Origin of the sequence: Neopusillimonas aromaticivorans, assembly GCF_030344915.1 — a bacterium.
GTDB classification, from domain to species: domain Bacteria; phylum Pseudomonadota; class Gammaproteobacteria; order Burkholderiales; family Burkholderiaceae_B; genus Neopusillimonas; species Neopusillimonas aromaticivorans.
In genome coordinates this window covers 1,839,046-1,852,761 of sequence record NZ_CP128233.1, presented here as the reverse complement: position 1 = coordinate 1,852,761, position 13,716 = coordinate 1,839,046, and the positions used below count along the sequence as shown (strand labels likewise).

Sequence of the window (13,716 nt, the reverse complement as noted above, 5' to 3'; positions counted from 1 at the left end):
AACAAGCAAATTTTCATAATATTTTGATAAAAATAGTTGCGTTGGACAAAGAAAAATGAACATGAAAAAACTATCAGGCACTCTGTTGGCCAGCCTGTTGATCACAGGCTCTGCGGTCGCATTTGCTCAGCCAGATGCAGGCAAGTTACGCGAACGTGCGCAGCAAATTTTCAAGCCCATTCCAACAATTGATGTCATCATCAAAGAGCGCAAGCTTAACGCTGACCGAATTGAACTTGGCAAGTCACTCTTCTTCGAGCCGCGTTTGTCAAAAAGTCACATCATCAGCTGTAATACCTGCCACAGTGTAGGCACAGGCGGTGCCGACAATATTCCCACGTCTATTGGTCACGGGTGGCAACATGGACCGCGTAACTCACCGACGGTGTTGAACGCTGTTTTCAACATAGCCCAGTTTTGGGATGGTCGTGCCGCAGACTTGAAAGAGCAGGCTAAAGGCCCTGTGCAGGCCAGTGTAGAAATGAATGCCACACCAAAGCATGTTGAAGATACGCTGCAAAGTATCCCTGAGTACGTAGACATGTTCAAAAAAGCGTTTCCAGGCGAGTCCAATCCGGTGACGTTTGACAACATGGCCAAGGCCATCGAAGACTTCGAAATTACGCTCATCACGCCAAATTCAAAATTCGACCAGTTCCTTGAGGGCAAAGACAGCTTTAACAAAGCGGAACTGGTTGGTCTTGAGCTGTTCATGAACAAAGGGTGTATTGCATGTCATGCCGGCATCAATCTGGGCGGTCAAAGCTACTTCCCGTTTGGTCTGGTCAAGAAGCCAGGTGCCGATATCCTGCCCGAAGATGATCGCGGCCGGTTTGTCGTGACCAAAACGGCTTCCGATGAATACGTCTTCCGTGCCAGCCCGTTACGTAACATTGCCCTGACGGCACCTTATTTCCATAGTGGTGAAGTATGGAGCCTTGAGCAGGCCGTGGCCATCATGGGTACAAGCCAACTGGGTGCTGAACTCTCTGATGAAGAAGTCAAGGCCATCACCGCCTTTTTGCATACTCTGACCGGTGATCAGCCTAAAGTTGTTTACCCGACGCTTCCTCCCAGCAGCAAAACCACACCAAAGCCATCGATGTAAAACATTTCAGGCTTTTTAATGAACATGCCCCCCAATGCATCGCGTCGGGGGGCATGTTTGCTTTGTTCCCACGACTTAACGAAGGTATCTAATGAGTCTGATCAAACGTGATCCCGCACAGCCCTGGCACCCTGCATTCTGGCTTGCTTCACTGGGTGCAGGAGGCTTGTCCATCTCGTTTTTTATGTATTTGATGTGGATGATTCCGCATCCGGATCACCCCATGCCGGTGTGGTCTGACCTAGTCCTCGCCGTGCAAGGTGGGGCTCCTTTGGCGCCCGGAGTGCGTTCTGTCGCGGTGCTAGCCACTTTATTCATGGTGGTTCTGGCGCTATTGCATCTGGTTTTGCTGGTATGGAATTTCCGTGAGCACCAACGGGCGAAATTAACCGAAACTTATACAAAACTAAAAAATAGTCCAGCCGAAGTTCAGTTCATGGCGCAACCCCTGACATTAGCCATGACCGTGAATGTGTGTTTTGCTAGCGGCGCCTTATTTGTTCCAGGTTTATGGTCGGTGGTTGAGTACCTGTTTCCGTTGGCCGTGGTGGCTTTTGGCGTATTAGGTGTTTGGTCTTTGCGCTTGTACGGGAGGTATCTGGCACGTTACCTGGCTAAAGGTGGGTTCAAGCCTGAAGAGCACAACCATTTGTCAGGGCTGATGGCTGTGTTCACGTTTTCGATGTTGTCGGTGGGTTTTGCGGCACCAGCGGCCATGTCACATATCAAAGCGATCTCTGCGGTTGCCGGCACCTTTTCCATTCTTTTCATGGTCATTGCTGTGATTGTGGCTTTCCTGGTGCTGGCTTCAGGGGCGCAAGCCATGATGCAGTTTGGGCTGCAAGCGCAGGCAACACCCAGTATCTGGATGATGGTGCCCATTTTGACGCTTCTGGGCATTGAATGGGTTCGCATGCAGCACGGGCTGGCACATCATTTTCAAACACCTATCGTCCCTGGTGTCCTTTTCACCACCATAACCGCCATTTTCATGTCGCAATTGCTTATTCTTGCTATTGGCTATCGCGTCATGATTCTCAATGGGTATTTAAAGTCGCATCTGGTGGGTGACCAGCGTAGCCCTGTCAGTTTCGGGTTGATCTGCCCAGGTGTGGCAATTGTGGTGATGGGCATGTTCTGGTGGCATCTGGCGTGGGTAAAAACAGGCATTGTCGAGCCATTCAGTGTGGTTTACTGGTTGGGGATTCTTGCGTTAGCGATAGTACAAATAATGACTGTTTTGGCATTGCTTCACCTGACCAGCCGGCTTTTAAGCCACAAATCGGTCGTTATTGCGTCAGCGCAATAACCAGAGTTCGGGTTATGCGCAAAATGTACCTGCATCTTTTTAACGATATGCCCACGACTCCTTAACTGATCAATCAATTACATCACATTGACTACTATGGACATCAAACCTCTCGAACCCGGTTTCAGTATCTGTCATGCTATTTATCCCCAAGACCTTGCCGAGGTCAAAGCACGCGGGTTTCGCTCGGTAATTTGTAATCGTCGGCCGGGTGAGGCCGAAGACCACACTGACAATAATGCGTTGCGTCAGGCTGCCGCTCAGCAGGGGCTGGAGTGGGTTGAAATACCGGTAACTCCGGGCGAATACACCCCGGAAGTCATTGAGGCCTTTGGCAAGGCCATTGACTGGTTACCTAAACCTGTACTGTGTTTTTGCAAAACCGGGCGTCGGGCCGTGTCCTTATGGCTGCATAACCAGGCTCGGCAATCAGGCTGCGACCTGGGACCTTTGCTTGATGCGGCGCACGCCGCCGGCCACGACCTGCATGATCAAAAAGACACTTTTTTAAAGTCGGACAGCGCCTGATACTTTTGTAGCACAGCCTCTTGCTCAGGCTTGCCAGACTGCCAAGAATCGGCATAGGGTGCTTCAAATCGCAGGAAGCACCCCTGACACACCTCCCGGATAGATTTAAGCTATCGACCCGATTACATTATATTTATTCATATTATATTGATTTATATTTTATTGATCTCTAAAATGAACTTATGAGACACGGTGTTATTGTCGATGAACGTTTCAAAAGGCCACACAATGAATTTCTGGGACCAACAATTTGGATCAGACGAATTCAAATACGGCAAACAGCCGAATGCATTCCTGGTTGAGCAGGCGGGCTTGTTTGCTCCGCATTCCAATATCCTGGTTCCAGGCGATGGAGAAGGGCGCAACAGTGTATGGCTCGCCCGTCAAGGTCATCAGGTGTTGGCCGTCGACGCCTCTGTGGTCGGTCTTTCAAAAGCCAGAAAACTGGCGGCTGAATGCGGGGTAACCATTGCAACCAAACATGCTGACCTGCAACATTGGATGCCATCGAAATGCTACGATGCCGTGGTTCTTACCTATGTTCATTTACCTGCTGAGTGCCGTCAGGCTATCCACCAGAACCTGGCACGCGCCCTGCGACCTGGCGGAGTTCTCGTGCTCGAAGCGTTCAGCCCCGACCAGCTTGCCAAAACAAGTGGCGGGCCAAAAATCCTGAATTACTGTATTCGCTCGAGCTCATACGAAACGATTTCAGCGGCATTCTGCAAGAAATGTATGGAATCGAGTGCGAAGTCAACCTGGACGAAGGTCCTGGTCACCACGGGCCCGCGTGCGTTACGCGCTATATCGGCCAACGGGTCTAAGCCCACCTCATTTGAGTAACCACTGATTCAATCCACTACACAAGGAGTCACTCCATGTCATTGCGTATCAACGATATCGCCCCGAATTTCACCACTGATTCAACTGCAGGTTCCCTGACCCTGCATGACTGGATGGGTGACAGTTATGCCATTCTGTTCTCGCATCCCAAAGACTTCACTCCAGTCTGCACCACCGAATTCGGTGCCGTAGCACGCCTTGCAGGCGAATTTTCAAAGCGCAACACGAAAGTCATGGGCGTTTCTGTTGACAGCGTTGAAGAGCACCACAAGTGGAAAAGCGACATCGAGGCGTTTTCCGGCGCACCTGCCGACTTCCCCATCATTGACGACACTTCGTTGCAAGTCGCAAAGCTGTACAACATGCTTCCCGCTGACGCCTATTTGCCCGACGGCCGTACCCCTGCCCACAGCGCCACCGTACGCACCGTCTTCATCATTGGTCCCGATAAAAAAATCCGTCTCACCATGTCCTATCCTATGTCGGTAGGTCGCAACTTTGCTGAAATCCTGCGTGCGCTTGACGCCATTCAGGCCACCGATGGCGTGCCTATTGCCACACCGGCAGACTGGGTTCCCGGCCAGGACGTCATCGTGGCTCTGAGCCTTAACGATGAACAAGCCAAAGAAAAATTTGGTGCCATCGACATCAAACTGCCTTACCTGCGCTTCACCAAGGCACCTGCAAAATAAGCATTCGCCTTTAGTGGGTTTCAGAGTGTTCCAGCCCCGTTTTTGGTTGGAACACCCGCACGCATCACTGCATGTTAGTCATTCCTGGCCAAAGACCAGCCGCCACCCCTGACCCGCCAAACAACTCGCCCCGCCGTTCATATCTGCTTCACGACATTACCTGCTGACAACAACGCTATCATTCGGTCATAAAAGAATTTGCCACCTCTGGCAAGGAGACAATTTTGGACCGATACCTCTCAATCGAGGCGTTTGTCACGGCTGCAGAAACGGAAAATTTTTCGGAAGCGGCGCGACGACTGAACGTATCGAAATCCGTGGTGACAACACGTATCCAGCAACTGGAAAACTACGTCGGTGCGCCACTGTTTCATCGCAACACCCGAAACATCCAGCTGTCGGAAGTGGGCGAGGCTTTTCTGGCCGACTGCACCGACCTGTTGTCGCGCACATCAGACCTGGTGGACCAGATGCGCCAGGCGCGCGGAACGATTGCCGGACGCCTGCGCGTTCATGCCCTGCCGGGGCTGGTACTGGGCCATCTGGCAAGCTATCTGCGCGAATTTCAGGATCTTTACCCCGGCGTTGAGCTTGACCTGGTCGTCAACGACACCGTGGTCGACCCGGTCAAAGCCGGCGTGGACTGCACCTTGCAGATTTTCAAGCCAGCATCTAATGAACTGATCGGGCGGCCCCTGTTTCCGGTGCGGCGTGTTTTCTGTGCGTCGGCCGCCTATCTTGAAAAGCATGGCACACCCAAAGGGCCACGCAATCTTTACGAGCATCGATTGGGGCTGTATTCCAATTACCCGACACGCGACCGGTGGCTGTTCTACGGCAAGCGGGAAACCGTTTCGATGGATCTGCGCCCGGCACTGCGTACCAATAGCGTTCATTTACTGGAAGAATACGCCGCCGCCAATGCCGGTATCGTCTGTATCCCCACTCTGGTAGCTTCGGCGTCGATCATGTCAGGTCGGCTTGTCCCGGTTCTGGCCGACTGGCAACTGTCCTCATTCTGGCTCTGGGTGGTGTACCCCACACCCATCGCGGCGGACTCAGGCTCAAACTGTTCATCGAGCATATTCTGTCCAGGTTCTCGACCGAGCCACCCTGGGACGCCGACCTGATCCAGGCGGGTCATATCGCACAAAGCCTGATTGAGTAACCCTGGCAAAAACAGGGACTTTCCGCTAATTGTTTGCAAAACGCAAACAGTCCTGTCGGCCATCAAGGCTTTCAGGATCAAACACTTACGCATAGACTTGTCACACAACACTCATAAAAACAGTCGGTTTATCACAAACAATTGCGGAGACAAGCATGCAATACACGACGAAATTCGGCTCGCTCGAGCACTATGAAAAAGGCGGTGTCCAGGTCATCAACGACAACGCCAAGAACTATGCGTTTTCGAACTGCTTCGAAATCGCCAACACCTCCAAACCTTACGAAAAAGTTGTTTTCGGCATCAATCAGATTTATGTGCTCGAAACCTTGCGTGCTGAAGGCGACTCGCCCTGGTACACCTGCGCCCACGACGAATTCGCGTTATGCATGGACAAAGACGTTGATGTCCACCTGATCAAACTCGATCCGTCTCAACACGTACAAGACCCTGAGAAAAATGGTGCCGTCCTGGTTCAGGGCGATCCCAAAGGCCAGAAAATGGGCTGGATCCGCCTTCGTCGCGGCCATCAAGCCATGTTGCCCGCCAATACCGCCTATCAGTTCCGCGCCGCCAAACCATCGGTCATCGTACTGCAAACCTGTATCGGTGACCTCTCGGTTGAAAAATGGGCAGACATCTGCCAGGCCGCTTAACGCATTACGGTAAAGGAGACAACACATGGACACCGCAACCAAATTTGACGCCATCGCCTCAGCGCCCCACCCTGTTTTTGGCTATAAATCCTTCTCGCTGGGCGATTTCAGCTTCGAGCGCGACGAATACTTCGCCCATATCAAATGGACAACCGTAAAGGGCAAACCCATGTCCCACACCATGGACATCGGGAACTTCCTGCGCGCCCTGATGCGCGACGTGGGCTGGGGCTTCTTCTATGGCTGGGTCAACTTCGACAGCGTTTTTGGGACCACGAACCACTACAGTACCGTCGATGTTTTTGCCGGCACCTATAACAAGAACTTCAAAGACGCCAACGCCGACCTGTTGCAGAACTTTCCTTCAGAACAAGTACGTGTCACGTTCGTCGACATGCTCGAAGACTGGACCAATGAAGGCTTTGACCCCTATGCCGCTCCGCAAGAAACCGGCACGCCCTACGGTCGCAAGAATGGCAGCAACCTGCCTGCCGTACGCCGTGTGCGCCAGCTGGCCGATCGCTGCGTCGGGCTGAAAGGTGACCTGGCCATGCGTACCGACGAGAACGGCTATCCGGTCAATCGTGCCTTTGCCGATGTACCGCAAGATGCCCCCGAACTGCACCCTGAGCCCGGCTTCGAAGACCAGGTCCATGCGTTCAACCTGTTTGCCTACCTGTCACGTTCCGACGTCATCTGGAACCCGTCCTTTACCTCGGTGGTCAAGCACAGCTACATGTGCCCCACCACCGAAGAACACATTTTGCCGGTGGTTCACGGTAATGATCGTGTCGAATGGTTCTTCCAGATGTCAGACGAAATCTCCTGGGAATGCAGCGACAAGACCACGGCCGAACCGCGTGCCCGCGTCATCATGAAGGCCGGTGACATGGCTGCCATGCCGGCCGACTGCCGCCACCAGGGTTTCTCGCCCAAGCGCTCGATGCTGCTGGTCTGGGAAAACGGCTCGCCCCAGGTGGTTTACGACATTCAGGAAGGTCGCGCACCGGTCAACCCGGTTTCGTTCTAACCCTGTAATTGCCTCATACGCCCACCGCCCCTCACGGGGTGGCGGGTGGTTGCACCCTTCGCCAACGTCCCGGAGACAGGATGAATACCCAGCTATTTATCAATGGCCGCTTTTGCCCCGCCGCTGACGGGGCCACGCTGGCCACCCTTAACCCCCACGACAACAGCGTCATTGCCAACGTCTCGATGGCCGGCCCCGCCGACATTGACGCCGCCGTCAAGGCCGCCCAGGTTGCCTTCCCGAAGTGGTCACGCATGGCCGCCATGGATCGTGGTCGCCTGCTGCTGAAGCTGGCAGACGCCATTGAAGCCAACGCCGATGAACTGGCACGCCTTGAATCGCTGGACACCGGGCACCCCTTGCGGGATACGCAATTTCTGGACGTACCCCGTACCGCCGTGACGTTCCGCTATTTCGGCGGCATGGCCGACAAATTCGAGGGCAGCGTCATCCCTGTCGAAGAGGGCTTTCTGAACTACATGCTGCGTGAACCCGTCGGCATTGTGGGCCAGGTTGTCCCTGGAATTTTCCGCTGATGTTCACCAGCTGGAAAATGGCCCCGGCACTGGCCGCCGGTAACTGCGTGGTCATGAAGCCCGCCGAACTGACCCCGCTTTCAACCCTGCGGATTGCCGAACTGATGTCCGAAGTCGGGTTCCCGGAAGGGGTTGTCAATATTGTCCCCGGGCTGGGGCAGGTGGCCGGGCAATATCTGGCCGACCACAACGATATTGCCAAGATTGCCTTTACCGGTTCAACCGAAACCGGCAAACGCATTGTGCGGGCCTCTGCCGAGAACCTGAAAAAAGTGCAGCTGGAACTGGGCGGCAAAGGGGCCAACATTGTGTTTGGCGATGCCAACCTGACGGCCGCCGTCAATGGTGCTGCATTTGCCATTTTCCATAATCAGGGCCAGGCCTGCATTGCCGGCTCTCGCCTTATTCTGCACAAGTCCATCGCCGATGAATTTATTGAAAAATTCATTGCCCTGGCCGCGTCGATCAAGCTGGGCAACCCGCTCGACATCACGACTGAAATGGGGCCGGTAACCTCGCTGCACCATCGTGACCGCGTGCTGTCCTACGTGGATATCGCACGGGAACAAGGCGGTGAGGTCCTGCTGGGCGGAAAAGTCCCGAACAACCCTGATCTGGCCAAAGGCTGCTACATTGAACCGACCATTGTGCGTGCCAAGCCTGGCGATCGCGTCAGCCAGGAAGAGGTCTTCGGGCCTTTTGTCTCGGTCACTACCTTTGAAACCGATGAAGAAGCCTTGGCCATTGCCAATGGCACCGAATATGGTTTGGGCGGGGGCTGTGGACCAACAACCTGCAACGCGCTCACCAGTTCGCCGGCAAGATGCGCTCGGGCATGGTCTGGATCAATTGCTACAAACGGGTAAATCCGGGTTCGCCTTTCGGCGGCTTTGGAAAATCGGGCTACGGTCGTGAAATGGGCTTTGAGGTCATGCGCGAATACACCCAGGTGAAATCGGTCTGGGTCAACGTCGACGCCAACCTCAAGCCGTTCTACCCGCGCTGACCGCGTCTGGCACGGTGCACTATGCCCCGGCCTTCTACTGCAGTTTCATGTTGTACCAATAACAAGCGCCACAGGCGCAGACACCACGGAGGAGTCCCATGAACCGCATTAACCTATCCCGCCGCCGCATTCTTCAAGGCATGGGTGCAGCCACTGCACTGACCGTTTTCCCCGCCTTTGCGGCGAACCGCGAAATCCGTATCGGCTACGTTTCCCCGCAAACCGGGCCGCTGGCCGCCTTCGGCGAGGCCGACAAATGGGTGATTGCCAGCCTTGAAAAGCAGTTTGCCGAAGGCGTCAACCTTGCCGGCAAGAAAACCCCCGTCAAAGTCATTCTTAAAGACAGCCAGTCCTCGCCCAACCGGGCCGGTGAGGTGGCCAACGACCTTATCCTGCAAGATGATGTTGACCTGATGCTGGTATCGTCAACGCCAGAAACGGTCAATCCGGTTTCTGACGCCTGCGAACTGAACGAAGTCCCCTGTATTTCAACAGTGGCACCGTGGCAGCCCTGGTTCTTCGGTCGCGGCGGCAATCCTGCCACCGGCTTCAAATGGACATACCATATGTTCTGGGGGCTGGAAGACGTCATTGCCAACTTCCTGAACGGCTGGAATTCAGTCCAGACCAACAAGAAAGTGGGCGGCTTGTTCCCCAATGACGGTGACGGCAACGCCTGGGGCGACCCCGAACTGGGGTTCCCCAAACCTTTGGCGGCGCAGGGCTATTCTCTGCTCGACCCGGGCCGTTTCCAGAACATGAACCAGGACTTTTCGGCCCAGATTGCCGCATTCAAGCGCGATAACGTCGAAATCGTCACCGGGGTGGTGATTCCCCTGATGCCAAAACCTTTCTGACACAGGCGCGCCAGCAGGGTTTCAATCCAAAAGTCGTAACCTTGGGCAAAGCCTTGCTGTTCCCGGGTGCCATCGAGGCCCTCGGTGACCTGGGGACCGGCCTGACCACCGAAGTCTGGTGGTCACCACGGCACCCGTTCAAGTCATCGCTGACCGGTGCCAATGCCCAGGCCGTTTGCGACGCCTACGAGGCACAAACCCAGCGTCAATGGACCCAACCCATCGGCTTTGCGCATGCCCTGTTTGAAGTGGCCGTCAATGCCCTGAGTCGCGCCAAATCGGGCGACAAAGCCGCCATTCGCGATGCAGTGGCAGCAACCCAGCTCGACACCATCGTCGGGCCGGTCAAGTGGGGTGGCGAGGGCCCATTCCGCAACGTGTCGAAAACACCGCTGGTGTTCGGGCAATGGAACCCGGGCAAAAAGTACAAGTACGAACTGAGCATCGTCAATAACCAGGCCAACCCGCAAATCCCGGTTAACGGCGCAATGAAACTCATCGGCTGATCCCGCCCTGCAACCCTGGAACGGGCTGCCGTTACGCGGCGGCCCCGCATTCTCATGACGACGCTGCTTGCACTGACTGATGTACACAAATGCTTCGGGTCGCTGAAGGTTACCGACGGCATCAGCCTGTCGGTCAACCAGGGCGAGGTTCTGGGCATCCTCGGGCCGAATGGCGCGGGAAAAACTACGTTGTTCAACCTGATTTCGGGCGACATCCGCCCCGATTCAGGGGTTATCACCTTCAAGGGCACCAATATATCGGGTCTGCCGGCACACAAGCGCTGCCGGCTGGGCATTGGCCGCTCGTACCAGGTGCCACAACCGTATTCCGGCCTGACCGTCTTCGAAAACTGCCTGGTGGCGGCAACGCTGGGGGCACGGCTTCCTGAACCGCAGGCCTATGCCCTGTGCCAGGAAGTCCTGCAATCCACCGGGCTGCTTGCCAAAGCCAACCAGTTGGCCGGCGGGCTGACACTGCTCAACCGGAAACGGCTTGAGCTGGCCAGAGCCTTGTGCACACAACCCAAACTGCTGTTGCTGGATGAAATTGCCGGTGGCCTGACCGAGCATGAAGCCAAAATTCTGGTCGATGAAATCAAGGCGATCAAGGCCCGTGGTGTCACCATGATCTGGATTGAGCACGTGGTGCATGCCCTGCTGGCGGTCGCCGACCGCCTGTTTGTCCTGAACTTCGGTACCCGCCTGGCCGAAGGGGAACCCAACGAGGTCATGAACAACCCCGAGGTCAAACGGGTCTATATGGGGCTGGACGCATGAGCGCACTTCTGAAAACACACGCATTGAACGCGTTCTACGGTGACTTCCAGGCCTTGTTCGGTATTGATTTCGAAATCAACGCCGGCGAAACGATTGCCATCATTGGCGCGAACGGCGCCGGCAAGTCCACCTTTCTTAAATCCATCACCGGGCTGCTGAAAAACACGGCCGAGGCCATCGAGTTCAAGGGACGTCCCATCGGTGGCATGCCCCCGGCAAAATCGTTTCCCTGGGGGTTGCCATGGTTCCGGAGGGGCGCCGCCTGTTCCCCAGCCTGTCGGTAGAAGAAAACCTGCTGATGGGCAGCTACACCAAACGCCCCGGGCCCTGGACGCTGGACAGCGTATATGCCCTTTTCCCGGTGCTGCGCGAACGTCGCAACAACCCGGGAACGGCGCTTTCGGGTGGACAACAGCAAATGGTGGCCATCGGCCGCGCCCTGATGAGCAACCCCGACCTGCTCATCTGCGATGAAATATCGCTGGGGCTGGCCCCCATCATCGTCAAGGAAATCTACAGCACGCTGGACCAGATCAGGGCGGATGGCCTGAGCGTGATCGTAGTCGAACAAGACGTGGCCACCGCCAGCAAAGTATCCAACCGGCTGTACTGTTTTCAGGAAGGCCGGGTTTCACTGCAGGGGCCATCCGCCGAATTGTCCATGGACGACATTTCCAAAGCCTATTTTGGTATCTGAAAGGAACCGCAATGCTCAGCTGGATTTCTACCGTTTTACAAGGTCTGATGCTTGGCGGACTGTATGCGCTGTTCGCGATGGGGCTGTCGCTGATGTTCGGCGTCATGCGGCTGACCAACATCGCGCATGGCGATTTCATCATTCTGGCGGCCTTCGCCGCGTTTGCGCTGCTGGCCTCCTCGGGCATGAACGAATTCGGACCCGCCTTGACCAGCATGGCCATCTTGCTGCCCATGGCCTTTGTCTTTGGCTATGGCCTTCAACGCCTGATGCTCAATGGCACCCTGGGCAAAGACCCGCTGCCCTCACTGGTGGTGACCTTCGGGCTGTCGATCGTGATCCAGAATGCACTGGTCGAAATTTTCAGCGCAGACCCCCGATCAATCGGCACCGGCGGTTTCAACACGCTCAGTCTGAAACTGGGCGGCGACCTGGCTGTGGGTGCACTGCCCTTGAGCATTTTCCTGATTGCCGTGCTGATGGCTTGCGTGATGCAGTGGTTGTTCAACCGTACCGCCATCGGCCGGGCATTTCGGGCCACCTCTGACGACAAGGACGCGGCCGAGCTGATGGGGGTCGATCATCGCCACATTTATGGTCTGGCGACAGCTACGGCCTTTGTCTTGATTGCCGTCGCCGGTGTCTTGCAGGGCATGCGCACCACAGTGTCGCCCGCCGATGGCCCGGCCTTGCTGATCTTTGCCTTCGAGGCCGTGATCATCGGTGGCATGGGCTCATTCTGGGGCACCTTCGCCGGCGCCCTGATTTTGGGTGTCACGCAAAGCATCGCCTTTCGCATTGATCCGGGCTGGGGGATCTGGGCCGGCCATGTCGTCTTCCTGATCATGTTGCTGGTCCGCCCCCAGGGGCTGTTCCCCAAGACCCGCTAACCCGATACTGACCTGTCATCAGAGTATTCAAACCATGTCAACGACCAACCTGCCGCTGTTTACTGTTGAACGCAAGACTCGCGCCAGCCAGATCGGCGCCCTCATCGCTGTCGTGCTGGTAGCCACCGCCGCGTCCATGCCCTGGTGGGCCGGGTCAAGCTGGCTGCGCGAATTCAACCAGATTGCCTGTTACTTCATTTTTGCCAGCATGTGGAACCTGCTGGCCGGATACGGGGGCATGGTGTCGATCGGGCAGCAAGCCTTTCTGGGCTTCAGCGGGTACATCATGATCATCATGGCCAATTCACTGGGCGTTAACCCATTTGTGGCTGTGCCCATTGCTGCCATCGTGACGGCTGTGGTTGCCCTGCCTGTTTCAAAAATCGCTTTTCGCCTGCAAGGGGCTATTTTGCCATCGGCACCTGGGTAATTGCCGAAGTGTTCAGACTGACCTTTGCCAACGTCTCGGCCATCGGGGGCGGCTCGGGCATGAGCCTGACGGCCCTGCGCGGCATACCCCGAGCCACCCGTGAATCAGTCACGTTCTGGATGACGCTGGCCGCCGTAGTGGCCACCATCGGCCTGACCTACTGGTTCCTGCGCAGTCGTCAGGGCCTGGCCTTGCTGGCCATCCGCGATTCGGAAATCGCCTCTGAGTCACAAGGCATCGACGTGCAATCCACCAAACTGGCGGTTTACGTGGTCGCCGCTTTTGGGGCAGGCCTGGCCGGCGCGCTGTACTTTTTAGGCAACCTGCGCATCTCGCCCGATGCCGCGTTCTCGGTGAACTGGACGGCCTTTGCCATTTTCATGATCATGATCGGTGGCCTGGGCACCATTGAGGGGCCGATTCTGGGGGCCGTCATTTTCTGGGCCCTGAACCGGTATTTTGCCGACTATGGCACCTGGTACCTGGTGGGGCTGGGCTTGCTGGCCATTGGCATTACCCTGGTGTTCAAGCAAGGGATCTGGGGCTATATCCAGCAACGCTACGACATCCGGCTGTTTCCGGTGCAGCGCCGGCTGCTGATGACGCACCCGCGAAACGAGTGACTATGATCAGAAAGACGACCCGCACGGGTCTATAACGACGCCCATTGATGTTATAAAGTA

General features: G+C 55.8%; 13 protein-coding genes and 3 pseudogenes. All 16 read left to right on the top strand.

Translation table 11 applies throughout. From position 1 onward, the window contains the following. The first annotated feature begins 61 nt into the window (after window positions 1-61). Window positions 62-1,108 (top strand): cytochrome-c peroxidase, encoded by a 1,047-nt coding sequence (locus N7E01_RS10225; RefSeq protein ID WP_289172820.1) that lies wholly within the window; start codon window positions 62-64, stop codon window positions 1,106-1,108. Window positions 1,109-1,199: 91 nt separating this feature from the next. Next, window positions 1,200-2,417: a TsoY family (seleno)protein gene (locus N7E01_RS10220; RefSeq protein ID WP_289172819.1), complete on the top strand. Its 1,218-nt coding sequence runs from the start codon at window positions 1,200-1,202 to the stop codon at window positions 2,415-2,417. A gap of 96 nt (window positions 2,418-2,513) precedes the next feature. Beyond that, window positions 2,514-2,945: a protein tyrosine phosphatase family protein gene (locus N7E01_RS10215; protein WP_289172817.1), complete on the top strand. Its 432-nt coding sequence runs from the start codon at window positions 2,514-2,516 to the stop codon at window positions 2,943-2,945. Window positions 2,946-3,173: 228 nt separating this feature from the next. Next, window positions 3,174-3,788, top strand: coding sequence for a class I SAM-dependent methyltransferase (locus N7E01_RS10210; protein WP_289172816.1), 615 nt, complete (start codon window positions 3,174-3,176; stop codon window positions 3,786-3,788). A gap of 35 nt (window positions 3,789-3,823) precedes the next feature. Continuing rightward, window positions 3,824-4,480 carry a peroxiredoxin gene (locus tag N7E01_RS10205; protein ID WP_289172815.1) on the top strand — a complete coding sequence of 219 codons (657 nt, stop codon included), beginning with the start codon at window positions 3,824-3,826 and terminating at the stop codon, window positions 4,478-4,480. Window positions 4,481-4,704: 224 nt separating this feature from the next. Beyond that, window positions 4,705-5,648 (top strand): annotated as a pseudogene (locus N7E01_RS10200) (LysR family transcriptional regulator). Window positions 5,649-5,803: 155 nt separating this feature from the next. After that, window positions 5,804-6,304, top strand: a complete 501-nt coding sequence (locus tag N7E01_RS10195; protein ID WP_289172814.1) for a cupin domain-containing protein — start codon at window positions 5,804-5,806, stop codon at window positions 6,302-6,304. A 25-nt stretch (window positions 6,305-6,329) separates the two neighbouring features. Then, entirely contained in the window at window positions 6,330-7,334 is a 1,005-nt protein-coding gene (locus N7E01_RS10190) for a hydroxyquinol 1,2-dioxygenase (protein ID WP_289172813.1), read from the top strand. A gap of 80 nt (window positions 7,335-7,414) precedes the next feature. Then, window positions 7,415-8,876, top strand: a pseudogene (locus tag N7E01_RS10185) (aldehyde dehydrogenase family protein). 98 nt (window positions 8,877-8,974) lie between these two features. Next, window positions 8,975-10,239, top strand: a pseudogene (locus N7E01_RS10180) (ABC transporter substrate-binding protein). Between the two features lie 54 nt (window positions 10,240-10,293). Next, window positions 10,294-11,016: an ABC transporter ATP-binding protein gene (locus N7E01_RS10175; protein WP_289172812.1), complete on the top strand. Its 723-nt coding sequence runs from the start codon at window positions 10,294-10,296 to the stop codon at window positions 11,014-11,016. Further along, the gene (locus N7E01_RS18875) at window positions 11,013-11,300 is read left to right on the top strand and encodes an ATP-binding cassette domain-containing protein (RefSeq protein ID WP_350494827.1); all 288 of its coding nucleotides are present in this window, start codon (window positions 11,013-11,015) and stop codon (window positions 11,298-11,300) included. Before N7E01_RS10175 ends, N7E01_RS18875 begins: the two co-directional genes overlap by 4 nt. Continuing rightward, complete coding sequence (locus tag N7E01_RS10170) at window positions 11,258-11,713, top strand: ABC transporter ATP-binding protein (protein ID WP_350494826.1); 456 nt, start codon at window positions 11,258-11,260, stop codon at window positions 11,711-11,713. Before N7E01_RS18875 ends, N7E01_RS10170 begins: the two co-directional genes overlap by 43 nt. Window positions 11,714-11,724: 11 nt before the next feature. Then, entirely contained in the window at window positions 11,725-12,603 is an 879-nt protein-coding gene (locus N7E01_RS10165) for a branched-chain amino acid ABC transporter permease (protein WP_289172811.1), read from the top strand. Window positions 12,604-12,637: 34 nt separating this feature from the next. Continuing rightward, a complete protein-coding gene (locus tag N7E01_RS10160; protein WP_289172810.1) occupies window positions 12,638-13,033 on the top strand; it encodes an ABC transporter permease subunit in 396 nt (131 codons plus the stop codon). A gap of 8 nt (window positions 13,034-13,041) precedes the next feature. Further along, window positions 13,042-13,656, top strand: a complete 615-nt coding sequence (locus N7E01_RS10155; RefSeq protein WP_289172809.1) for a branched-chain amino acid ABC transporter permease — start codon at window positions 13,042-13,044, stop codon at window positions 13,654-13,656. Window positions 13,657-13,716: the final 60 nt, after the last annotated feature.